This window comes from Cupriavidus ulmosensis (assembly GCF_977008105.1).
On sequence record NZ_CDRMWP010000001.1, the window covers coordinates 2859703 to 2882135 of the forward strand.

28 protein-coding genes and 1 tRNA gene are annotated in these 22433 nt (G+C 66.5%); 10 read left to right on the forward strand and 19 right to left on the reverse strand.

From position 1 onward, the window contains the following. The first annotated feature begins 75 nt into the window (after window positions 1-75). The 3 genes from ACWTPI_RS13025 (at window position 76) to murI (ending at window position 3243) form a co-directional block, all read left to right on the forward strand. Window positions 76-603, forward strand: coding sequence for a TIGR00645 family protein (locus ACWTPI_RS13025; protein WP_020202268.1), 528 nt, complete (start codon window positions 76-78; stop codon window positions 601-603). 198 nt (window positions 604-801) lie between these two features. Continuing rightward, a complete protein-coding gene (locus ACWTPI_RS13030) occupies window positions 802-2325 on the forward strand; it encodes a fumarate hydratase (RefSeq protein ID WP_020202267.1) in 1524 nt (507 codons plus the stop codon). Between the two features lie 105 nt (window positions 2326-2430). Then, window positions 2431-3243, forward strand: a complete 813-nt coding sequence (gene murI, locus ACWTPI_RS13035; protein ID WP_020202266.1) for a glutamate racemase — start codon at window positions 2431-2433, stop codon at window positions 3241-3243. 18 nt (window positions 3244-3261) lie between these two features. Here the strand turns inward: murI and ACWTPI_RS13040 are convergent, their stop codons facing one another. After that, window positions 3262-5562 carry an AAA family ATPase gene (locus ACWTPI_RS13040; RefSeq protein WP_020202265.1) on the reverse strand — a complete coding sequence of 767 codons (2301 nt, stop codon included), beginning with the start codon at window positions 5560-5562 and terminating at the stop codon, window positions 3262-3264. Window positions 5563-6088: 526 nt separating this feature from the next. Between ACWTPI_RS13040 and ACWTPI_RS13045 the strand changes: the two genes are divergently transcribed. From ACWTPI_RS13045 to ACWTPI_RS13060, 4 genes are all read left to right on the forward strand, one after another. After that, a complete protein-coding gene (locus tag ACWTPI_RS13045; protein WP_020202264.1) occupies window positions 6089-6745 on the forward strand; it encodes an energy transducer TonB in 657 nt (218 codons plus the stop codon). 29 nt (window positions 6746-6774) lie between these two features. Continuing rightward, window positions 6775-7509: a MotA/TolQ/ExbB proton channel family protein gene (locus tag ACWTPI_RS13050; RefSeq protein ID WP_020202263.1), complete on the forward strand. Its 735-nt coding sequence runs from the start codon at window positions 6775-6777 to the stop codon at window positions 7507-7509. A gap of 30 nt (window positions 7510-7539) precedes the next feature. Next, window positions 7540-7953 (forward strand): ExbD/TolR family protein, encoded by a 414-nt coding sequence (locus ACWTPI_RS13055; protein WP_059415448.1) that lies wholly within the window; start codon window positions 7540-7542, stop codon window positions 7951-7953. A 228-nt stretch (window positions 7954-8181) separates the two neighbouring features. After that, on the forward strand, window positions 8182-8511 hold the full coding sequence (locus ACWTPI_RS13060; RefSeq protein ID WP_020202261.1) for a hemin uptake protein HemP: 330 nt from the start codon (window positions 8182-8184) through the stop codon (window positions 8509-8511). 314 nt (window positions 8512-8825) lie between these two features. Here ACWTPI_RS13060 and ACWTPI_RS13065 read toward each other — a convergent pair whose 3' ends face one another. From ACWTPI_RS13065 to ACWTPI_RS13075, 3 genes are all read right to left on the reverse strand, one after another. Next, window positions 8826-9233: a heme-binding protein gene (locus tag ACWTPI_RS13065; protein WP_020202260.1), complete on the reverse strand. Its 408-nt coding sequence runs from the start codon at window positions 9231-9233 to the stop codon at window positions 8826-8828. A gap of 179 nt (window positions 9234-9412) precedes the next feature. Then, window positions 9413-9676 (reverse strand): hypothetical protein, encoded by a 264-nt coding sequence (locus ACWTPI_RS13070; RefSeq protein ID WP_020202259.1) that lies wholly within the window; start codon window positions 9674-9676, stop codon window positions 9413-9415. A gap of 281 nt (window positions 9677-9957) precedes the next feature. Continuing rightward, complete coding sequence (locus ACWTPI_RS13075) at window positions 9958-10275, reverse strand: hypothetical protein (RefSeq protein WP_029043434.1); 318 nt, start codon at window positions 10273-10275, stop codon at window positions 9958-9960. Window positions 10276-10479: 204 nt separating this feature from the next. Between ACWTPI_RS13075 and ACWTPI_RS13080 the strand changes: the two genes are divergently transcribed. Continuing rightward, window positions 10480-10566: transfer RNA gene (locus ACWTPI_RS13080), tRNA-Leu, on the forward strand. A gap of 16 nt (window positions 10567-10582) precedes the next feature. Here ACWTPI_RS13080 and ACWTPI_RS13085 read toward each other — a convergent pair. Further along, a complete protein-coding gene (locus ACWTPI_RS13085) occupies window positions 10583-11674 on the reverse strand; it encodes a YeiH family protein (protein ID WP_454731835.1) in 1092 nt (363 codons plus the stop codon). A gap of 129 nt (window positions 11675-11803) precedes the next feature. Here ACWTPI_RS13085 and ACWTPI_RS13090 point away from each other — a divergent pair, with 129 nt between their 5' ends. Next, on the forward strand, window positions 11804-12718 hold the full coding sequence (locus tag ACWTPI_RS13090) for a LysR family transcriptional regulator (RefSeq protein ID WP_059415466.1): 915 nt from the start codon (window positions 11804-11806) through the stop codon (window positions 12716-12718). A 63-nt stretch (window positions 12719-12781) separates the two neighbouring features. Here the strand turns inward: ACWTPI_RS13090 and ybaL are convergent, their stop codons facing one another. Continuing rightward, complete coding sequence (gene ybaL, locus ACWTPI_RS13095) at window positions 12782-14017, reverse strand: YbaL family putative K(+) efflux transporter (protein WP_020202254.1); 1236 nt, start codon at window positions 14015-14017, stop codon at window positions 12782-12784. A 1053-nt stretch (window positions 14018-15070) separates the two neighbouring features. Between ybaL and ACWTPI_RS13100 the strand changes: the two genes are divergently transcribed. After that, a complete protein-coding gene (locus ACWTPI_RS13100; RefSeq protein ID WP_454731836.1) occupies window positions 15071-15481 on the forward strand; it encodes a hypothetical protein in 411 nt (136 codons plus the stop codon). A 63-nt stretch (window positions 15482-15544) separates the two neighbouring features. Here the strand turns inward: ACWTPI_RS13100 and ACWTPI_RS13105 are convergent, their stop codons facing one another. The 13 genes from ACWTPI_RS13105 to ACWTPI_RS13165 all read right to left on the reverse strand — a co-directional run bounded on the left by ACWTPI_RS13105 (window position 15545) and on the right by ACWTPI_RS13165 (window position 22433). Continuing rightward, window positions 15545-15835, reverse strand: a complete 291-nt coding sequence (locus ACWTPI_RS13105; RefSeq protein WP_454731837.1) for a hypothetical protein — start codon at window positions 15833-15835, stop codon at window positions 15545-15547. Beyond that, window positions 15832-16233, reverse strand: a complete 402-nt coding sequence (locus ACWTPI_RS13110; protein WP_454731838.1) for a hypothetical protein — start codon at window positions 16231-16233, stop codon at window positions 15832-15834. Before ACWTPI_RS13110 ends, ACWTPI_RS13105 begins: the two co-directional genes overlap by 4 nt. Further along, window positions 16230-16943 (reverse strand): hypothetical protein, encoded by a 714-nt coding sequence (locus ACWTPI_RS13115; RefSeq protein WP_454731839.1) that lies wholly within the window; start codon window positions 16941-16943, stop codon window positions 16230-16232. Before ACWTPI_RS13115 ends, ACWTPI_RS13110 begins: the two co-directional genes overlap by 4 nt. Further along, the gene (locus tag ACWTPI_RS13120; RefSeq protein ID WP_420994125.1) at window positions 16919-17254 is read right to left on the reverse strand and encodes an oligosaccharide flippase family protein; all 336 of its coding nucleotides are present in this window, start codon (window positions 17252-17254) and stop codon (window positions 16919-16921) included. Before ACWTPI_RS13120 ends, ACWTPI_RS13115 begins: the two co-directional genes overlap by 25 nt. A gap of 3 nt (window positions 17255-17257) precedes the next feature. Then, the gene (locus tag ACWTPI_RS13125; protein ID WP_059415630.1) at window positions 17258-17527 is read right to left on the reverse strand and encodes a hypothetical protein; all 270 of its coding nucleotides are present in this window, start codon (window positions 17525-17527) and stop codon (window positions 17258-17260) included. An 86-nt stretch (window positions 17528-17613) separates the two neighbouring features. Beyond that, the gene (locus tag ACWTPI_RS13130) at window positions 17614-17964 is read right to left on the reverse strand and encodes a hypothetical protein (RefSeq protein WP_059415628.1); all 351 of its coding nucleotides are present in this window, start codon (window positions 17962-17964) and stop codon (window positions 17614-17616) included. Continuing rightward, a complete protein-coding gene (locus tag ACWTPI_RS13135; protein ID WP_454731840.1) occupies window positions 17961-18287 on the reverse strand; it encodes a hypothetical protein in 327 nt (108 codons plus the stop codon). Before ACWTPI_RS13135 ends, ACWTPI_RS13130 begins: the two co-directional genes overlap by 4 nt. 7 nt (window positions 18288-18294) lie before the next feature. Then, entirely contained in the window at window positions 18295-19482 is a 1188-nt protein-coding gene (locus ACWTPI_RS13140) for a phage head spike fiber domain-containing protein (protein ID WP_454731841.1), read from the reverse strand. 2 nt (window positions 19483-19484) lie between these two features. After that, on the reverse strand, window positions 19485-19694 hold the full coding sequence (locus tag ACWTPI_RS13145) for a hypothetical protein (protein WP_059415622.1): 210 nt from the start codon (window positions 19692-19694) through the stop codon (window positions 19485-19487). Further along, the gene (locus ACWTPI_RS13150; RefSeq protein ID WP_454731842.1) at window positions 19694-19960 is read right to left on the reverse strand and encodes a spike base protein, RCAP_Rcc01079 family; all 267 of its coding nucleotides are present in this window, start codon (window positions 19958-19960) and stop codon (window positions 19694-19696) included. The genes ACWTPI_RS13145 and ACWTPI_RS13150 overlap by 1 nt, the downstream gene beginning before the upstream one ends. A gap of 63 nt (window positions 19961-20023) precedes the next feature. Continuing rightward, complete coding sequence (locus tag ACWTPI_RS13155; RefSeq protein ID WP_454731843.1) at window positions 20024-20569, reverse strand: hypothetical protein; 546 nt, start codon at window positions 20567-20569, stop codon at window positions 20024-20026. Beyond that, complete coding sequence (locus ACWTPI_RS13160; protein WP_454731844.1) at window positions 20566-21504, reverse strand: tail fiber domain-containing protein; 939 nt, start codon at window positions 21502-21504, stop codon at window positions 20566-20568. Before ACWTPI_RS13160 ends, ACWTPI_RS13155 begins: the two co-directional genes overlap by 4 nt. Next, on the reverse strand, window positions 21504-22433 hold the full coding sequence (locus ACWTPI_RS13165; protein ID WP_420994117.1) for a hypothetical protein: 930 nt from the start codon (window positions 22431-22433) through the stop codon (window positions 21504-21506). Before ACWTPI_RS13165 ends, ACWTPI_RS13160 begins: the two co-directional genes overlap by 1 nt.

A 22433-nucleotide genomic window follows, 5' to 3' on the forward strand; every position in this document is an offset into this window, starting at 1 on the left:
TCGCGAAATATGCGCAATGTACAATTGCAACCCTTCCCTTACATTCCGCTTTCAACCCCAATGGCATCGAATCCCATGTCGAACCAGCCCCGGCGGCTCGGCCCGCTGGCCAGCGTGATCTTTTCCTCGCGCTGGCTGCAGCTGCCGCTTTACCTCGGCCTGATCGTCGCGCAGGCGGTCTACGTCTATCACTTCGGCGTGGAGGTCTGGCACCTGGTGGCGCACGCCACCGAATACGACGAGACCAAGTTCATGCTGGTGGTGCTGGGCCTGATCGACGTGGTGATGATCTCCAACCTGCTGATCATGGTGATCGTGGGCGGCTACGAGACCTTCGTCTCGCGCCTGGGGCTGGACAACCATCCGGACGAGCCGGAATGGCTCGACCACGTCAACGCCGGCGTGCTCAAGGTCAAGCTGTCGATGGCGCTGATCAGCATCTCGTCGATCCACCTGCTCAAGACCTTCATCGACGCCGACCAGCGCGCGCCGAACACCATCATGTGGCAGGTCATCATCCACCTCGCCTTCCTGCTCTCGGCGGTGGCGATGGCCTACGTCGACAAGCTGGTGTCGCACCCCGCGCCCGGCAAGGCGCACTGAAGGCGCTCCCGGCGAGGCCACCAGACCGCAGCCCCGGCTGCGGTTTTTTTCGGCCTGCCGCCGGAACGCCCGGCGGGCCGCGCGATGCGGCCCAGGCATCACCCGCGGCGTTGCCGGCATGCGCATGCGCGTGCCGCGACACCGCCGCGCGGGTGTATCATTCCGAGTTGAATTTCCCCTCGCCTGTCCCCCACAAAAATGACCGTCATCAAACAAGAAGACCTCATCCAGAGCGTCGCCGACTCCCTGCAGTACATCAGCTATTACCACCCGATGGACTACATCACCAGCCTGGGCCGCGCCTATGAGCTGGAGCAGAGTCCGGCCGCCAAGGACGCGATCGCGCAGATCCTGACCAACAGCCGCATGTGCGCGGAGGGCAAGCGCCCGATCTGCCAGGACACCGGCATCGTCACGATCTTCGTCAAGGTGGGCATGGACGTGCGCTGGGACGGCGCCACCATGGGGCTGTCGGACATGATCAACGAAGGCGTGCGCCGCGGCTACACCCATCCGGACAACGTGCTGCGCGCCTCCATCGTCAACCCGCCCGAAGGCGGCCGCAAGAACACCCGCGACAACACCCCGGCCGTGATCCACTATGAAGTGGTGCCCGGCAACACGGTGGACATCCAGGTCGCGGCCAAGGGCGGCGGCTCGGAAAACAAGTCGAAGTTCGTCATGCTCAACCCGTCCGACTCCATCGTCGACTGGGTGCTCAAGACCGTGCCGACGATGGGCGCCGGCTGGTGCCCGCCCGGCATGCTGGGCATCGGCATCGGCGGCACCGCGGAGAAGGCGATGGTCATGGCCAAGGAATCGCTGATGGACCCGATCGACATCCAGGACGTGATCGCGCGCGGCCCGCGCGACTGGATCGAGGAACTGCGCGTCGAGCTGTACGAGAAGGTCAACGCGCTGGGCATCGGCGCGCAGGGCCTGGGCGGCCTGGCCACCGTGCTCGACGTCAAGATCATGGGCTACCCGACCCACGCGGCCTCCAAGCCGGTGGCGATGATCCCGAACTGCGCGGCCACGCGCCACGCGCACTTCACGCTGGACGGCAGCGGCCCGGCCAGGCTGGAAGCGCCGGACCTGTCGCAATGGCCGAAGGTCGAGTGGGCGCCCAACACCGAAACCTCCAAGCGCGTCGACCTGAACACGCTCACGCCCGAGGAAGTGGCGTCGTGGAAGCCGGGCCAGACCCTGCTGCTCAACGGCAAGATGCTGACCGGCCGCGACGCCGCGCACAAGCGCATCGCCGACATGCTGGCCAAGGGCGAGAAGCTGCCGGTGGACTTCAAGAACCGCGTGATCTACTACGTCGGCCCGGTCGACCCGGTGCGCGACGAAGCGGTCGGCCCGGCCGGCCCGACCACCGCCACGCGCATGGACAAGTTCACCGAGATGATGCTGGCCGAGACCGGCCTGATCTCGATGATCGGCAAGGCCGAGCGCGGCCCGGTGGCGATCGAGGCGATCAAGAAGCACAAGTCGGCCTACCTGATGGCGGTCGGCGGCGCGGCTTACCTGGTGGCCAAGGCGATCAAGGAAGCCAAGGTGGTCGGCTTCGCGGACCTGGGCATGGAAGCCATCTACGAGTTCGACGTCAAGGACATGCCGGTGACGGTGGCCGTGGACAGCGAAGGCACCTCGGTGCACAAGACCGGCCCCGCCGAATGGCAGGCCAAGATCGGCAAGATCCCGGTCGCCGCGGCATAATCCGGGCCGCTTCCGCGACAGCCATGCCGCTGTAGAGAGCCGGGTCGCCGACCCGGCTTTTTGCATGCAGGCCCCGAATTCCTTCCCATACGCCACACGCCATCCGTGAACAACGCACCCATCGGCATCTTCGACTCCGGCCTCGGCGGCCTGTCCGTGCTGCGCGAGGTCCGCGCGCTGCTGCCGCATGAGTCGCTGCTGTACCTCGCCGACTCGAAGTACAACCCGTATGGCGAGAAGCCCGAGCGCTTCGTCGAGGCGCGCACGCTGCAGGCCTGCGAATGGCTGGTGGCGCAAGGCTGCAAGGCGCTGGTGATCGCCTGCAACACGGCCACCATGCACGCGGTGCACACGCTGCGCGAGCGGCTGGCGCTGCCGATCATCGGCGTCGAGCCCGGCCTCAAGCCGGCGGCGGCGGCGAGCCGCAGCAAGGTGGTCGGCGTGCTGGCCACCGGCAACACGCTCAGGAGCGCGAAGTTCGCGCGGCTGCTGGCCTCGCTCGATGGCGAGAGCCGCTTTCTCTGCCAGGCCGGCAGCGGCCTGGTCGCGCTGATCGAGGAAGGCGACGTGGCCGGCCCCGCCGTGCGCGAGAAGCTCGACGCCTATCTCACGCCGATGCTCGCGGCCGGCGCCGACACGCTGGTGCTGGGCTGCACCCACTACCCGTTCCTGGCGGAGGCGATCCACGGCATGGTGGGAGACCGGCTGGCGCTGGTCGACACCGGCAGCGCCATCGCGCGCCAGTTGCAGCGCAAGCTTGGCGAGCACGGCCTGGCCGCCGATGCCGGCGCGGTGCCGCGCGACCGCTATGCGTCCACCAAGGACGCCGCGCACCTGCGCGCGATGGCCGCCGCGCTGCTGCACGTGGAGGCCGACGCGCAAACCGTGTCGATCGAGCCGGCTCCCGCGCTGGCCTGACCCCGGCGCGCGCCCACGCTACTGCAGGAAGCCCAGCGGCCTGCGCTGCCGCACGTCGGGCTTGACCGCATGCTCCTGGCGCAGTTGCGCGAGGAATTCGTCGGGCGTCAGCGACTCGCCCAGCAGCACGCACTGGCGCTTGACCGTGGCGAAGTCGCCCGGCGTCAGGCAGTCCAGGTGCGCCAGTTCCTCGCGCATGGCGCTGTCGAGGCGCGCGGCGTCGCCGTCGAGCGCTTCTTCCACGAACATCGCGGCGCGCTGCTCAGGCTTGAGCGGCAGGAAGCGGATCTTGAACGAGAAGCGCCGCAGCGCGGCTTCGTCGATGCGCTCGAACAGGTTGGTGGTGCACACGAAGATGCCGTTGAAGCGCTCCATGCCCTGCAGCATCTCGTTGACCTCGGACACCTCGTAGTTGCGCACGGCGTTCTGGCGGCTCTGCATGAAGCTGTCGGCCTCGTCGAGCAGCAGCACCGCGCCCTCCTCCTCGGCGCGCGCGAACATCGCCGCGATCTGCTGCTCGGTCTCGCCCACGTACTTGCTCATCAGGTCGGACGCGCGGCGGATCATCAGCGGCTGCTCCAGCGCCGCGGCGATATGCTCGGCCAGCGCGGTCTTGCCGGTGCCGGGCGGCCCGTAGAAGCACAGCGTGCCGCGCTCGCGCGCCTTGAGCGCCTGCACGATCTTGCCCACGTCGTAGCGCGTCTCCAGGTTGAGGTAGTCGAGCCGGTAATGCGTCACCAGCGGCCGCCCTTCCACCTCCGGGCGCAGGCCCATCGCGCGGTCGGCATGGTCGAGCTGGCGCAGGATCAGCGCCTCCACCGGCTCGGCCACGCCCGTGCGCGCCAGCTGCACGAAGCGCGCGGCCGACTGCACCTGCGCCGGCGTGAGCGTCTTGCGCGCGGCCAGCGTGGCGATGAAGGCATCGCTCACGTCGAGCGCGCCGAGATGCTTGCGGATGATGTTCTCGCGCACCTGCGGCGGCGGAATCTTCAGCTCCAGGTGGAACTGGAAGCGGCGCAGGTAGGCCGGATCGATCTGCCGGATCGAATTGGAAATCCAGATCACCGGCACCGGGTTCTGCTCCAGCGTCTGGTTGACCCAGGCCTTGCCGTTGACCGAGCCGCGCGGGTCTTCCTGGCCGAACAGGCTGGTCAGCTCGCGCGTGCTGCCGGGGAACACGTCTTCCACCTCGTCGAACAGCAGCGCCGTGTGCGGGCGGCCGCGCAGGAATGCCTGCGACACCTGCAGCGAGCGATAGCGGTCCTTGCCCGAGAGGCTGTTGCCGTCGCGGTCGAGGCAGTCCACCTCGTACAGCTCGCAGCCGGCCTCGCGCGCCAGCAGCCTGGCGAACTCGGTCTTGCCGGTGCCGGGCGGGCCGTAGATCAGCACGTTGACCCCGCAGGCGTGCTGGCTGGTGGCGTTGGCCAGCAGCGCCGAGAGATAGCGCGCATCGGTCTCCACGTGCGGATAGTCGCCGGTGCCCAGCGTGGGCGCCGCGGCGGGGCGCGTGAACACCGCCATCATCTCCGCCTCGTCGGCGTAGTTGCCCAGCAGCACGTGCAGCAGGCGGTCGGACAGGCGCATCAGGTCGCCGAGGTCGGTCACGCTGTTCTCGGGCAGCGGCTGCTCGATCAGGTTGAGCGTCTCCAGGCGCGAGCCGGGCCGCAGCGAGGCGGCCACCGCCGCGGGGCTGGCGCCGGTGAGCCCGGCCAGGATCTGGAAGGCCTCCTGGCTGTGCGCCACCTTGCAGTCCACCATCACGGCGCGCAGGTCGCGCTTGTACTTGGCCAGCGCGGCGTACAGCAGCAGCTTGCGCTCGTGCTCGGGCAGGTCCAGCACGTGGCTGAGCATGTCGATATTGCGCACCAGCAGCACGCGCTCGCCGTCCAGCCGTGCGGCCAGCGCCGCGGCCGAGACGTCGAACACGGCGAACATGTCCTTGGCGTGGTGCTTGACGTATTCGTCGAGGTAATAGAACAGCGCGCTCTCGTCGAAGGCGCTGTTCCACTGGCCGTGCCGCTCGAGGAATTCCTCCGGGGTCAGGCGCGCGGCGCCCTTCCAGGCCGGCATGTCGGCGCAGCGCGCGGCCAGGAAGCGCTGCACGCGCAGCACCACGCCGTAGGGCCACACCATGTCCTGGGCGCTGACGGTCAGGATGTCGTTGATGTTGCTGCGCAGGTTGAAGCGCGGCCCCAGCGCGCACACCACGCGCAGGGCGAACTGGGCGCACATCCAGTCGAGCGCGGAGGTGCCCGGCGAGACAGCGGCGGCACGCAGCAGCGTGGAGCGGTCATCATCGGCGCAACGGGTGAAGTCCATAGCCTGATCCTCTCGCACGGGGGCGCCGGCGCCGTGGGCGGCGCGGCGAATTGCTCGTCTTTTTCCTATGCTAGCGCGCTTTGTGGCAGATCGGGCATTGCCGGCAACCCTGTGCCGTGCGCCGGAGCGCATTCGGGCGCGGCGTCCGGTCGCGGGGCGGGAGCGCGGCGCGAAATCGCGGCGAAATCGGCGTATAAAGACGACTTGTGCAGCGCCGCGATGCGACCCGGAACCGGCTGCCGCGCCGATTGCCGCGCCGGCGCGCAACAAGCCGGCGGGAATGCCCGGCTGCATTGCACAAAATGCTAACAAATAAGAATCATTATCGTTTATACTTGCAAGCTGACACGCTGCCCCCTAGAGCGGCGCTCCCACCGGCATACCTGTTGAAGGAGCGTTTATCATGGAATTGCTGCTTAGCTTGCTGGTCGGTTGTGGCATCTCGCTGATCCTGTTCTATCGCAAATAGGCCCTATCGCTAATAAAGCCGGCGCCGCGCCAGACCGCCGACATCCGTTGTTTTCACATGTTCGATCAACGTTTTTTCAAGATCACGCTAGCCGTCCTGCTGTTCCACGTCGGCCTGCTTTACCTGATCCAGAGCGGGCTGGGGCGCAAAATCACGGAAGCCGTGATCGCGCCCGAGATCATCGCCCGCATCATTCCGCTCGAGCCACCGCAGAAGCCTGCCGTCGAGACCCCCAAACCCAAGCCCGAAACGCCGCCCAAGCAGGTCAAGGTCACTACGCCGAAACCGACGCCGCCGCAGCCCCGGCCCACGCCGCTGCCGGTGCCGTCGCTGCCGCCCACGCCCAACGCCATCGAGGCGCCGCCGGCACCGCCCGCGCCTCCGGCTCCGCCCGCCCCGGCACCCGAGCCGCCCGCGCCGGCATCGGCCGCGCCGCGCGCCGTCGGCATCGGCGAGATCCAGTGCACGCCGCCGCAGCCGGCCTATCCCTCGCAATCGCGCCGCATGGGTGAAACCGGCAAGGCCGTGGTCCGGCTGACCACCGACGAAAGCGGCAAGGTGGTGAAGACGGCCATCGTCTCGTCGAGCGGCTCGTCGCGCCTGGACCAGGCCGCCGTGGACGCGGTCCAGCGCATGCGCTGCAAGCCATACATGGACAACGGTCGCGCCGTGGCGGTCACCGCCCAGCAGCCGATCGGCTTCGAACTCAACTGATTTCAATACCGACCTCACCAGGAACCATCATGCAGGACCTCGGACTCTCGCACCTCTGGACGCAAGGCGATTTCGTCATGCGCGCCACCGCCATCATTCTGCTCATCATGTCGCTGGCTTCGTGGATCGTCATCCTCACCAAGGCGTGGGACCTGATCCGCCTGAAGAAGATGGCGCACGGCGCGGAGAAGCGCTTCTGGCATTCCGACGATTTCGACCACGCCCTCGAGACGCTCGGCGGCAACGACGCCAACCCGTTCCGCTCGCTCGCCGTGACCGGCAAGGAAGCCGCCCAGCACCACCGCGCCAGCCAGCCCCAGCTGCATGACGTGATGGACATCTCCGACTGGCTGACCCGCTCGCTCAAGAGCGCCATCGACGACGCCGTGGCGCGCATGCAGTCCGGCCTCGCCGTGCTGGCCTCGGTCGGCTCGACCGCGCCGTTCGTCGGCCTGTTCGGCACCGTGTGGGGCATCTATCACGCACTGATCAACATCGGCGCCTCGGGCGTGCCGACCATCGACAAGGTGGCCGGCCCGGTCGGCGAATCGCTGATCATGACCGCCTTCGGCCTGGCCGTGGCGATTCCGGCGGTGCTCGGCTACAACGCGCTGAGCCGCGGCAACAAGGGCGTGATCTCCAAGCTCAACCGCTTCGCCCACGACCTGCACGCCTACTTCGTGACCGGCGCCCGCGTGCGTCCGAGCAACGCCCGTGGCGCTACCGACGACAGCGGTATGCGCCTCGCCGTCAAGAACCCGTAAGGCCCGCAGCAAGGCAAGAAGGAAGTCATCATGGCATTCGGTACCCTCGACTCAGACGATGACGAGGTAATGAGCGAGATCAACATGACGCCGCTGGTCGACGTCATGCTGGTGCTGCTGATCATCTTCATCATCACCATTCCCGTGATCAATCACGCGGTCAAGATCGACCTGCCGCGCGCGACCAACACGCCCAACGATCCGAAGCCGCAGAGCATCAACGTGTCGATCGATGCCAGCGGCAAGGTCTTCTGGAACCAGACCGAGGTCGACGAGCAGACGCTCGACGCCAACATCGCCGAAGCCGCGCAGCAGCAGCCCCAGCCGGAACTGCACCTGCGCGCCGACCGCGACGTGCGCTACGAGCGCGTGGCCGAAGTCATGGCCGCCGCGCAGCACGGCGGGCTCGGCAAGATCGGCTTCATCACCGAGCCGAAGCACTGAGCGGCCGGACCGATCGGCAAGCAAAAGGGCACTCCCGAGGGGTGCCCTTTTTGCTTGGCGCGCCGCCCTCGCCGCATCCGGCGCCGGCGCGGCGTTTCCATGCGGTTCCATCGAAAAACACTATTGTAATGATAACTGTTCTCATTTAAGATAAGGGCAACTTGAACCCCGCTGGTGATGGCGCGCAGCCCGCGCCGCCGCCGCCAGCCAACGCACCGGAGCCCTCCGATGAGCACCCTGACCCTGCCGATGTCGCAACCCGCCGTGACTCGCCGCCGCCTCTCGCTGCGCCGGATCGAAGTCAATCCGAGCTCGCGCACGCCGTCGCGGCGCGAGACCGCGGCCAGCACGGCGATCGAATCGATGAAGTCCGCCGTGGCCGCCCTGCCCGCCCGCCTCGAGGCCCTCGTGCGCGACAGCCTGCCGGTGGCGCAGGCCAGCGAAGCGGTGCCGCTGGAAACGCTGATGCGCGGCAACAACGTGCTGCCGATCCTGCATAACGGCGAGGTCTACACGCTGCGCATCACGCGCTACGGCAAGCTGATCCTGACGAAGTAAGCCGCGCGCCGTCCGCGCTTGCGCATGGGCGCGAGCACCCGCCTGCGCAAGCATGGCAGGTCGCGCCACTACGCGGCTTGCGAACGGGAACGGACGGGAACGGGCGAGATGCCTGCCGGGACCGGCAGGCCACGTGCCGGGCCATCGACAGCCACGGCACGGGCGGGAGCGGCGAGGAACGGGACATGGCGGCAACGCGCCGCTGCCCTCATCCTGATACCGGCAGCGAGGATGCCCGCTGCCGGTGAACGCTTCTACTGCGCGCCTCTACTGCGCGCTTCTGCTGCGCGCGTCTACGGCTCGGAAGCCTGGGCTCAGACGCCCAGGGCCGCGATGCCGGCACGCGCGATCTGCGCGTCTTCGGTCGACTTCACGCCGGACACGCCGACGGCGCCCACCACCTGGTCGTTGACGACGATGGGCACGCCGCCCTCCAGCATGCCTTGCAGCACCGGCGCGGTCATGAACGACTGGCGGCCGTTGTTGATCATGTCTTCGTAGATCTTCGACTCGCGGCGGCCCAGCGACGCCGTGCGCGCCTTTTCGGTGGCGATGTAGCTCGAGATCGGCGCGGCGCCGTCCAGGCGCTGCAGGGCCAGCAGGTGGCCGCCATCGTCAACGATGGCGATCGACACGGCCCACTGGTGATTCTTGGCTTCGACCTCTGCTGCGGCCAGTACCTTCTTCACATCGTCTGCCGTCAGCACAGTTTTTTGCTGCATACCACTCTCCTCGAAGTTCATTTCGGTGAATCAGTTCAACGAGCCGGAAGTATAGCGCTCCGGCCGCCGGCATTGCCACGGGCCGCCCCGCGCGCGCGAAAAAGCAAAAAACCCGCCGGAGCGGGTTTCTTGCTTGCTGCTTGCGTTGCTGTGTTGGCGCGCTTGAACCTGCGGAAGACTCAGGCCCCGTCGGTGAACGAGTCGCGGCGGTCGCTGACCTTGGCGCCGTCCGTGTAGGGGTCGACCTTGCCGAACTTGGCACCGTCGGTGTACGGGTCCACCTTGCCGAACTTGGCGCCGTCCGTGTACGGATCGACCTTGCCAAGCTTGGCGCCATCGGTGTACGGATCGGCCTTGCCGGTGCCAGCGGCGAATGCGGAAGCGGAGAGGGCGGAGAGGGCGGTCAAGGCGGCGATCGTCACCAGGCTGTTCTTGATCTTCATGGTCTGATCCTTTGGGTAGGTACTGTGCTGGAGGGGCACCGGATGACAGGACTTTGCGAAATCATTTCATCGCGGTGCAACACAAGTAGTGTAGGTGGAAACCCTAATAACGATCTAACCTGCCGTTTGACTTGTCTGTTCAAATATTTTGACCCCGATCATCTCGCGGGAACCACTTGCCGCTTTGCCGCGTCATTCGGCCATCCGCCGGCCGCGGCCCCAAATGTCAAAGGGCCCCGAGGGGCCCTTTTGTGACGCTGCGCGAAGCAGATCGTTCATGCTTATCGCCAGTGGCGATGCTCATGCCCCCAGCGTCCCGGCGGGCCGTAGTAGCCGCGGCCGTAGTAGCGCGGGCCATAGTAGCCCGGACCGTAATAGACCGGCGCCGGGCGTACCACCACCGGCGGCGGGCCATAGTAGACCGGAGCGGGCGCCATCACCACCGGCGGCGCGACATAAGCGGGCGCCGGATAGTATGCCGGGCCGCCAACCACCACGCCGGGGACGCCGATCGACAGGCCGACATTGACATGCGCCATTGCCGCGCCCGACGAAAGCACCCCAAGCACTGCAAGTCCTGCGAGCAACCAGCGTTTCATGATCTTTGCCCCTGCAAGTCGTTATTCGATAAGTCATATTGTAGAGACTGCCGCCAATCCAGGTGAAACCGCGGGTTCTACATTGTTACCGGGCGTAACAACCGGCACATCTAGGCGGCATCTGCGCGCTTCCCGCCGCATCGCGGCTGTCCCGCGCCAAGCTTGCATCACCGCGCCCAACCGACCACAATACCGGGCTTGCGTGCGGCCGTGGAGAAATTGGTAGACTCAGCAGACTTAAAATCTGCCGCCTTTACGGGCTTACGGGTTCGACCCCCGTCGGCCGCACCAGCAGCACAGCGCCGGCTCAGGCGACTGCCGCGCAAAGCGCCGCGCCACCGGCCATCAGGAACAGGAACAGCAGGCCCGCCAGCACCAGCGGCTTGCGCCCAGCATGCAGCAGCGTGCCGATGCGCGTGTGCAGGCCGATCGCCAGCATCGCGCAGGCCAGCAGCCAGTTGTCCAGCGACAGCAGGCCGGGCTTCCACGCCGGCGGCACCAGCCCGGCGGAATGCGCCGCCATCACCGCCACGAATCCCACCGCGAACCACGGCACGGCCTTCAGGATCGCGCGCCACGGGCGCGCGCCGCCCGCGCGCTCGCCTTCGCCCTCGGCATGCAGCTGCGGCCACAGCGCCAGCACCAGCAGCAGCGGACCCAGCGCCAGCACCCGCACCATCTTCGCCACCACGGCGGCGTCGGCGGTGGCATCGCTGACCATCTTGCCGGAGGCGATGACCTGGGCCACCTCGTGCAGCGTGGCGCCCGTGTAGATGCCGAAGGTACGCTCGCTGACGGCCCAGTGCAGATGCCGCGTGGCGACCTCGAACAGGTAGGGATAGAGCAGCATGCCGGCCGTGCCGAACAGCACCACGGTGGCGACGGCCACCGCGGTCTGGCGGTCGTCGGTGCGTACCACCGACGCCACCGCGATGGCCGCGGCGGCGCCGCAGACCGCGCTGCCCGCGCTCACCAGGATCGCCTCGCGGCGGCTCAGGCCCAGCAGCGCGGTGCCGGCCCAGACCCCCACCAGCAGCGTCGCCACCAGCATGGCCAGCGGCACCAGCACCCCGGCCACGCCGAGATCGGCGATGGCGCCGAAGGTCAGGCGCAGGCCGTACAGCGCGACGCCGAGCCGCAGCAGGTGATGCCGGGCCACCTGCATGCCCGGCGCCAGCGGCACCAGCCAGCGCTGCGGCAAGGTATTGCCGGCCACCATGCCGGCGAACATCGCCAGCGTCAGCGCGCTCATGCCGAGGTGGGACACCGCCGGATGCGCCGAAAAGACCATCGCCAGCCAGGCGATGAAGCCGAGCGGCACCAGCGTCAGCAGGCGCGCGGCCCAGGAAGGCGGCATGGCGCCGAGGTTGGCGGTTGCAGTCGAGGGCGTGGGCGACATGGCGGGCGGGGCTCTCCGCCCCTGCCGCCGGGTGGCGGCGGGGCGCTGGTGGATGATGTCCACAGAGTACGTAGCCGCCACAAACCTGTAAAACGGGTAATATCGTTATACCTTACCTGAATTCCAGATATGAACCAGCGCCCGCTCCGGCTGACCCTGCGCCAGCTCTCCGTGTTCGTCGCCGTCGCCCAGCATGGCAGCACCGTGGCCGCCGCCGAGGCGCTGGCCATGTCCCAGTCGGCCGTCAGCGCGGCGCTGGCGGACCTCGAAGCCGCGCTGGGCGGCGCCCTGTTCGACCGCGTCGCGCGCCGGCTCAGCATCAACGAGTCGGGCCGGCTGTTCTTCCCGCGCGCGCTCTCGCTGCTGGACCAGGCCCACGAGCTGGAGCACTTCACGGTCCAGCCCGGCATACAGCTGCGCATCGCCGCCAGCAACACCATCGGCAGCTACATCCTGCCCGGCCTGCTGGCGGGCTTCCGCCACGCGCAGAGCGGGCCGTGCGCGCTGGACATGCGCATCGGCAACACGCGCGACGTGCTGCAGGCCCTGCTGCATTTCGAGGCGGACATCGGCCTGATCGAAGGTACCTGCCACGAGCGCGACCTGCGCAGCGCGCACTGGCGCGACGACGAAATGGCGGTGGTGGTCAGCCCGGCGCATCCGCTGGCCGGCAAGCCGGGCGACCTGGCCGCCCTGCGCGACGCGGACTGGGTGGTGCGCGAGCCTGGCTCGGGCACGCGCGAGATCATCGAGCAGCGGCTCGCGCCGCTGCTGGGCGAGCTGCGCTTCGCGCTGGAGCTGGGCAATACCGAGGCGATCAAGCGGGCCGTGATGAGCGGCTACGGCGTCAGCTGCCTGTCGCTGCAGGTGGTGGAAGACGAGCTGAAGCACGGCACCCTGGTGGCGCTGCGCGACGGGCTGCCCGAGGTGGTCAGGCCGCTGCAACTGGTGGTGCACCAGGACAAGTACCCCACGCAGGGCCTGCTGGCCTTCACCGAATACCTGCGCCGCGCGGCCGCCCCGGGGCAAGCCGCCGCGGGCTAGCAGGCCAGCCCGACGATCGGCGCAGCTATCGGCCGGACTATCGGCCCAGCGATCGCCCCGCCATCAGGCCGGCTGCGGATCGCCCTCGTCCTGCTGCCGCGCGGTATAGCGGTCGAGCAGGTGGAACAGCAGCGGATTGAGCACGATCGACAGCAGCGCGCCGGCCAGGATCAGCGCCTGGCCGCGTTCCGGCAGGATCTTCAGGTAGACGCCGAGGCCGGCGAGGATGAACGAGAACTCGCCGATCTGCGCCAGGCTGACCGCGATGGTCATGCCGGTGCGCGTGGAATACCCGAACACGCGCACGATGCACAGCGCCGCCACGGACTTGCCCACCACGATGATGAACAGCGTGGCCAGCACGCCCCACGGGTCGTTGATCAGGACCACGGGATCGAACAGCATGCCGACCGAGACGAAGAACAGCACCGCGAACGCATCGCGCAGCGGCAGCGACTCCTCGGCCGCGCGGTGGCTGAACTCCGATTCGGCCAGCACCATGCCGGCGAAGAACGCGCCGAGCGCGAACGACACGCCGAACAGCGAGTAGGCGCCGAACGCCACGCCCAGCGCCGTGGCCAGCACCGCGAGCCGGAACAGTTCGCGGCTGCCGGTCCAGACGATGCGCTCCAGCATCCACGGAATGAAGCGGCGACCCACCACCAGCATCACCGCGACGAACGCCGCGACCTTGCCCAGCGTGGAGAACACGGTAAACAGGATCTCGCCGGAGCTCGGCGCGGCCACCGCCTCGGCACCCTCCCCCACCGGCATCAGCAGCCCGGCGACCGCGGGCAGCAGCACCAGCGTCAGCACCATCGCCAGGTCCTCCACGATCAGCCAGCCCACCGCGATGCGCCCCTGCGGCGATGCCACCAGGTCGCGCTCCTGCAACGCCTTGAGCAGCACCACCGTGCTGGCCACCGACAGCGCCAGCCCGAACACCAGCCCCGGCCCCCATTGCCAGCCGAAGCCCCATGCCGCGCCCATGCCGAGCGCCGTGGCGATGGCGATCTGCACCACCGCGCCCGGGATGGCGATCCTCTTCACCGCCATCAGCTCCTTCAGCGAGAAATGCAGGCCGACCCCGAACATCAGCAGGATCACGCCCAGCTCCGCCAGCTCCGGCGCCAGCGCCTGGTCCGCGGTGTAGCCGGGCGTATGCGGCCCGACCACGATCCCGGCGCACAGGTAGCCGATCAACGGAGGCAGCTTGAGCCGGTTGGCCAGGGCGCCAAGGATGAATGCCAGGACAAGACCGCCGACGATGGTGCTGATGAGCGGGGTAGCGTGATGCATGCGTGGTGGGTTCCTCGTGGGTTGCCATGACGGCATTGGCCGGACGGCCCGCCCACCCCCTAAGCGGTCGGCACGCCGGGGACGCGAAACCTCACGCACGCCACGGCGGCGTCGGCGCCGGGAGGCCAGGGAGATATCACGCTGATCGAGGGAGAACGGGAACGGAAGTCTTGCAGCAGTCCCGGGGCGGCAACGCGGCGCCGGCCAGCGAGCACGACAATGCGGCAATGATGCGGCAATGGCGCGCGGCCCGGACCGGACTGCGCCGGGCATCCCGTGAAGACTACGCATGCAATGTAACACGATCATCCGCACGGCAAAGCGCGGAATCGACGTGCATTGTGCCCCCATAGGCTCCACGACGAGGCCCGCGACGCGATCGGCAGCAAGGCCGCGGAGGCGCCGGCATCGACGCCGGCAGTGCCGGATCGGGTGTCGCGCAGCTTGTGCGACTGCGCTTCCAGAAAGACGAAAACACGCGCCCACAGAGTGCGCGAGCGGGCAACACAGGAAAGGGATGAACGGGAAAGAGGAAGAAGCGAGCCGGAGGATCGCGGGGCGGCGGCGCCCGGAAAGCAAAAAGCGCCACCGGTGAGGGCAGCGCTCTTGTGCTGGACTACTGGACTGCTGGATGCTGGAGGCGGGGGTCGGAATCGAACCGGCGTACACGGCTTTGCAGGCCACCCCCAACCTATAAATATCAATAACTTAACAACCTGCGCCCCAAACTGTCACCTACGATAGGCTACCGGTTGCGCCCCTGCAACAGACTAGCGTGCGTCGGCGGCACCGAGATAACTGTATATTCATACAGCAGAAAAGGTATACCATGAACTCTGCTCGCTAGCCGTGAAACAGCGCCGCCGCGGCACCTCCCAGTGCCCGCCAGTACCTTTACCCGTACTGTACCGTACCGACAGGCTGTAAGCACCTCCCTACAGTGACGGCAGATATGGTCCCTCAGTTCAAAGGATGTGCCTTCCACGCGAAAGCCGCACTGCGCCCCTACCGAACTGCGGAGGGCCCATCGCAAATAACTTGTTTGGAGGGTGTATGCAAGCCCAGAGTAAAACTCAAAGTGTGGTCCTGTATTCCGACACGGCGGGTGGTTGGCACTTCGCAGAGATTGACGGGAAAAACGTCTATCGCTTTGGTCCATTCGACTCACGCAAAATTGTCGAAGACCTCATACCGGTTCTTTTCCCCGAACTTCCAGTATTGGATTTCCCGAGTCCATTGACCTCAGCCGATGACGAGACCATCATGGTCCTTGCCAATGGTGGTCTGGTATCGAAAATCTCCCACGAACACGCAGCGTTGGCAGCGCTCAGGGGGTCCCTGGTCCGCGTGTTCTCAAAGTTCGGTGGACTCGTCAAGCCCGGGATTCGAGCAACATGGAACATGGATCACCAAGTGCGAACGACGCCCGGCATTGCTGAAACAGGAGAACATCGGCAGCCATAGCATCGAGAGGGATGCCCAGACGCAAGAAGAAGCTCCACTCCCGTTGCTGTGTCTGCGCACCAGCTACCAGCACGCTGCGGCGGCCGCCTCCAGCAGGATCTCGTACGCCGCGCGCTGGCGCACCTCCACCAGCGCCGCCCGCCCCTTCACATACACGTCGGCCCCCGGGTCAGCTTGGCCCAGCGCCCAGGCCGGCTTCTCCACCGCCTTCACCTTGCACGGCACGGCCACCGGCACCTCAACGGTCTTCGTCTGGTTGATTACCTGCGGCGGCGCACTGCCGCAGCCGGCCAGCAGCATGCCAAGCCCCGCGAGCACCACGAAATTTCGATTTTTCGAAAACTGGAAGTTCATTGCGCGGTCCTCCGTTCCTCGATCGCTTCGGTCAGCAGCTCGTCGAGCGAGCCGCATAGGTCGGCAGGTTTAGACGGCGGCCGGCGCGCCAGGTAGTCGGCCTTCTTCTCCGCCTCGGTGGCCCGCCCCTGCGCCTCGGCCAGCGCCGCGGCCGCGCTGGCGGCGCGCGTCTCTGCCGCCTGTTTCAGCGCCGCGACGGCCGCGTTGGCCGTGCCCACGTCAGCAGCGCAGCGCTCGTTCGCGTCCTGCACCCGGCCGGCAAGCTGGTTTGCCGCCTTCAACGCCTGGCCGGCGGCCTCCGCGCGCGGGGTGAAGTAAAGCCAGTTGGCCAGCACCAACGCCAGCACGCCGCCGAGCAGCGCCGCAACGCCGGCGGCGCTCCAGTTGATTGCCTTCATCGCATCGTCTCCATGTACTTGGGCATGCGCGCCTCGACGCGCGCGGGATACTTGCTGTTGATCTCGCAGAACGACTCGGCATAGCCGGCCGCTCGCTCGCGCGACTGCGGGCACTGGTGATCGAGATGACCAAACCAGGTACCCGGGTCGCACCCAGCGACCAGGCTGCAGCTACGCACGCGCTTGGCTACCGATCCCGCGCCGCCGTTGTACATAGCGGCCGCGCAGGCCTTCACCTGGCGGTTCTCGTGCATGAGCGGCTGGCACTGCCGATCGTGCATGCGCAGCTTCACCACCACCGCACGCAACTGATATTCCGGGCGCGCACAGTCAGCCCACGACCAACCAGCGAGCCCGGGATCGAGTGCCCGCGTCTCGGCCAGCGCATCGAATCGGATGCGGCCGCCGGCATCGTAGGCGCGCGTGAATTGCCCGAAGCCGCAACCGTGCTCGCGCGCCGTCCGCAGCGTGGCATTGACGCGCCAAAGGCTTTCCTGCTCGATCAGCGCCGGCACCCAGGCGCGCGGCGCGACATCCGGCCAGGCCGCCGCCAGCTCGTGCTGCAGCTGGGGCAGGTAGCGAGGCGCGTCACCAGGTAGCTGCGCCGCGGCCGGGCCGGCCAGCCACAGGAGCAGGAGCGTGAGCGCCGGCAACAGGAAAACCTCGCACGCGGCGAGGCCCTCGATCAGCGCGCGCCGTAGACGATCCATAGGATCACCCCCATACGCGCCAATACGCCCATCGAGAGCACTGCGAACACGATCGCTGCACCAACGCCCGCCGTCGAGCTGGCCACAGCATCGCGCGCGATGTCCTGGAAGTCCAACCGCGGGTGGAGCGCCACGCGCATGACCAGCACGGACATCTCCACCCAGTAGACCACCGCAAGCGCCGGCAGCACGGCCGCCACCTCCGGCACGCCGGTGGCCAAGGCCAGCGGCTGGAACATGGCGAAGGCAAGCACGGTGGCCAGCGCCGACCAGAACAGGCGCCAACCCAAGCGCCGCAAAACGTTTTTCATGTGTTACCCCTTGATCTTGGATATGAAGTGTTCCCACAGCGCCCACAGGACGCCCGCCAGGGCGGCCCATGAGCTCGTCTTGAGCAGGTGCGTGATGAGCTCCTGGCGCAGCTTCCGGCGGTCCGCCATCGCCTGCATGATTTCCTCGTGGTAGCGCCGATGCCCATCCGAATCGCCCTCTGGAAATCCCGTCCGCAAGCGCCGCACCTCCTCTGTCAGCTCCGCTATGGCACGCAGCACGGCCTGCAACTGCGTCGGGTCGTCTTCCCCCATGTGCCTCCCCGGCATAAAAAACCCGCACTCGGCGGGAATGAAAAAACCACCCCGCGGGGTGGCTGACTGGTGAAGCAATCGGCGCGCTAGGCCGTGAGCAGGCGATAGGCTTCCTCCTGCGTGATGTCCAGCCCGTAGTTACTGGCCAGCGACGACGCCATGCCCTGCGCCGCGGCCGGGCCGGCCACCGCCAACTGCGCGCGGTAGGCCTCGAGCTCGAGCCGAAGCCGCCAGTTGGGGCTGAACTCGTACAGCAGGCCGTTGAGGCCCAGGTAGCGCCAGAACTGCCGCACGTGGGTCTGCTCGTGCACGAGGAGCGCCGCGCTGCTGTCCGGCCGCACCAGGACCACGGGGCCAAAGGAATAGCCGTCGAAGCGGGCCGGCAGCAGGCGGCTGGTGACGAACACCAGGCAGAGGGGGTGAAGGTAGATTTTCATTCGGCCCACACCCTGTAGGGAGTCGCCGGCGCCGGCGAGATCTCCATGCCGGCCAGCGCGGCAACCTCGGAGGCCTCAAGGGGACGCGACAGCCGCAGGTTGACGTGCCAGCCCGGCACGGCCACCGGCTCCGTCACCAGGTTGCCGTCGGCATCCCACTCGCCACCCGTGCAAATCGTGCCGATGGTCGAAAGGCTGGCGCCTGCGGCAGGAACGCGCCGCGTCTCGCCGTCGACATCGATGTCAACGGTCAGGCCGGCGGCCAGCAACGCCGCACGTGTGGTGTCGCGGTCAGCGCCGCGCAGGTAGTAGTCGTAGAACATGGCGGCCTCAGACAGTCAGTGCTTGGAGTTCGGCGTTCGTCATGCGCCGGGGAATGTAGCGCAGCGCGCGAATCGTAGAGCCCAACATCGACGTAAATGCCTGCGTCTGTCCGATTGCCATCTGGTTCACGACTGGCACGGCCCCTGCTCCAGTCACGGCAGCGCCACCATTTGCACAAAGGGCATGCCCTGCGGCGCTGTACCCCAGAGCAGCCTTGCAAAGCGCACCAGCCGCAACGGCTGGGCCATTCAGCGTAAGTACCGTCGCACCACTCACGTTGACTGTGGCTCGAACCTGACCAGCACCAGTGAAAAGGGCAAGCCTGTTGTTTGCCGAACCGTCGCTCAATGCTACCGGGGCATGATTCCCAGTGTCATTTGGAACAACCCACTCCGCGTAGAAGGTTCCCTCGCTTGCGTTGAAGCCGATCTTGTTCAGATCGGCGATGATGGCACCGTCAGCGGCACGGGTAGCCTGGGCCGAGGTCGTGGGAATTGCGGAAGTCGAGAACGCCCCTTGCTCAAACTGAACGCGCCACACATAGAGTCCGGATACCCCATCAAACACCGAATTCCCGGCAGGTCCCGTACCAGGCGAAGCGCCCGCGAAATCGCTTGCGCCGCCCACCGCAATCTGTGTTCCGGTGTTCGCCGCCACCCCGGCAGCCGAACAACGCCACCAACCATTGCCGAGCTGCACCATCGATGCCGTGAGACCGGCTGAGGCCTTCGTTGCACCATTCGTCAGATCGAAAACGGCGCTACCAAAGTTGCCCACCAAATTGGTATTCAAATAGGCCGCGGCATATTCGCCGGCCTTGGCAAATACGGACAGCGTGTAGCTCGCGCCTACTGTAGTGGGCGTATTCGCCGAGGTCTGGTAGACCTGGACTACCGTTGATGGCGTCACGGCAGAAACCAGTTTTCTCGACAGCCCCCCATCCGGCGCCGCCATCATCGGAGCAGATAGCGTTGCCCCCTGGATATTCCAGTTGGTGAACGTGTCCGAGTTCAGTGCCAGATTCGTTCGCTGCTCTTCAACCAGTAGGCCGCGAGCAGCCAGCGTGATGGGATCGTAGTCGAGCCGTGGGCTATTTGCCGCGTTCGGCACCAGCACGCCGGCCGGGCTGTAGCTCCATCCCACGGACGCACGCATGAAGGTCACTATGTCACCGAAATTCTTGCTTACCAGCATGGCTATGCCTTCCCCTTGAAAACACCCGTCACGCCATATGGCCAGGACGGATCATCGATCCACGCGCGGTAGGTCCCCGCGACGAAATCGACTACCAGCGTTACGTCGTTGGTGGCGACGAAATTCAGGCTGAGCGTGCCGCTGGCCAGATCGTCGGCGTCATAGCGACGCGCCCCGACACCGGAAATCGAAAGCCCGATGCCCAACTGCATCACAGCACCACCAGGTCGCTGGCCGTGGTGCCGGTCGCCTTGATGCGAAAGCATCGAATCGGCAGGATGGAACCCGCCGGCACGTTCTTGAACAGCACCGCAGTGCCGTCCTCGCGCACGGCGTTGACATCGCCGCCGGTGCCCACATAGATCGCGCGCGACACCTGCGGCAGGTCCGTGTTGTCGTCCTTGTTCGCCGCAACGAAATCGCGCGATGGCGAGGTGAGCTGCTGCTGGTGGAACTTGAACTTGTCTTCTGCCGGCATACGGCCCTCCAAAAGAAAAAGCCACCCGAAGGCGGCGAGAGAAATGGAATATGCGTCGGTGCGCTACAGCTTCATGAAGTTGACGAACTGGACTCCCTCCGACACAAACAGGCAAACACCAGGGTCAAGGCTCGCGACACGCACGCGCCAATTCAACCCGCCCGGGTCGGGGGTGTAGATGACTTCACGAGTCACCACGAAGTTGTTGTCCAGCAGTTGCCCCTTGATGTTGTTGCGGAACCCCGGGTCACTAGCGAAGCTCAGGATCGACTGTGATTCCGCGTCCGAGAGCAACGACTGGATCGTAATGATCGGCACATTGCCAAAGTAGGGGTCGACCGCCGCGGCCAAGCCACCGTGCGACTGTATCCATGTGTAGTAGGTGACGATAACTTGGCTGCCGCCCGTGCTTTTCGTGACCGGCACCAGCCCCCACCACGGCCGCGTCTTGCCAAGGCAGTCCATGAGCGAGATCGGCCCCGGATGGCTTCGAGGCAACCCAAGCAAGCGCTTGACATCATCGTGAGCAATCCCAAGGCCGCCGATGGTGTTCCGCGTCTCGTTGGCCAGATCAACCATTGAAATGGGCGGGGAGGCCGGCAGTGTCATGCGCCCCCCCGCTCGAGCTGCTCCACTCGCATCAGCAACGCCTTGACGGCCTCGATTAGCACCGGCGTCAGCGCGCCATAGTCAACCGCGAGATAGCCATTGGCACCCTCATATACTGCTTCGGGCAGGATCTCCTGCAGCTCCTGAGCCAGCACGCCGACATAGCGCCGGCTATTCTCGATGTCGCTCCGCACGTAGGTCAGACCGCGCATGCGAGTGACCTTCTCCAGCGCCGTCGCGATCGGCGCCAAGTCGGCCTTGAGCCGCGCATCCGAAGTCCAGCCCACGTTCACGGTGGCGAAGAGAGAGCCGGCGACCCAGACATTCCCCCCAAACTGATACTTCGACAGCCCATCGTCCGCCACGCCACCGAACAAGTGCCGGCCTGCAGCGTTCACCTGATATTCAGTGACCAGGGAGGAGTAGTCCTTGGCTGCCGCTGTGTTGCGATCGAGGCGCCAGGCACCCGCGTCGGCTAGGAGCCGGAACAGCCCGGCAGCGCCGGATTGATCGGTCTCCCTGAATGCCAGCCCCGGGTAGCTGCCGACAACCTCCAGGCCGCCCGCAAAAGTGGCATTCCGATTCACCACGAGGTCACGCAAGCCGAGGTCCTGCGACCACTGAACACCGGAGGCGCCTGCGTTCACGGTGAAAACGTAGCCCGGCTTTCCGGCATATGACGGCGCGCCGACCGCGGCCTGCGCTGCAGCGGCAAAGGTCTGCGCGCTGGCAGCCGACACCGCGGCGGCATCTCGATAACCCAGCACCGTTTGCGCGGTGGTTTTGACCCAGCCAGTGACCTTCAGGAACTGCTGCAGCGCGATCAGGAACCGCGTGCGGTGCCCGCCGTTAGCCAGGCCGGTTGACGGGTTGTCGCTGTCGTCGATGGTGACGCTATCGCCGCCAACGTCCGGCGTGAAAGTTACGCTGGTCATCAGGTGAGCTCCTCGATTTCAAATGCGTTGCTGAAATTGCCGACGAACGCCCGCGCGATAGGCGCGAGCTGGCGATGGCGGCCGAGATACGACTGCCGCATCAGGTTGATCGCGTCGTCCTTGTCCCACACCAGGAGGACCTCGCCATCGATGCCCGCCTTGCGCTGGATCTCGAAGAGTCGCCCGAGGGCCTCATCCCGAGTAAGGAAGCCAAGATCGAAGCGCGTCACGCGCCGGCCTGCCTTGTGGTCAAAGTACGGCGTGCCGGACAACGCGCGCTGCATCCCGGTGTCGGTCTCCCAGGCGATCGACGCGCCATAGTTGGCGTTGTAAATAGGCTGCCAGGCGCTGCCGACGAAGATGCGGCCGAACTCGACATAGCCGTCCGGGTTCGTTTCGTCATCGATCTCCACCCGGACATAGCGGCCCGCTGTCGGCTTCGGCAGAATGGCCAGCAGCAACGAGGGATATTCCCTGCGCTCCTCCTCGGTGATGCTGCCGGTCCAGAAATTGTCATCCTCCCACTCGAGCACGCTGGTCGGGAACAGCGTTGGCCATGCCAGTTGCCAGTCTGGCTCCCACGCCATAAAGGTCTGTGTGAGGAAATCCATCTGCAGCGAAGGCGACCCGTCCAGCGGCACCGTCACCGCGTTGTCGTAGACCGGCGCAGCAAAGCCCGGATCGGTGGCCAGACGCACGCGCCACTTACCAGAGGTCGACACGTTGTGCCGCACGATGGCAATCACCGTCATCAGGCGACTGCGACCGAGGTCCAGCGTGAATTGGGTGTCGGCCTTGGCGGCCGTTGCCGTGCGTGCCACACGCGACAGGCGCCGATCTTTCAGGTTGTCGCGGCTGACCTGCCAGGCCCCGCCGCTCAGCGTGCCGGTATCGGCGATATTGGGATGCGCAAGAAGAACGTTGGCCAC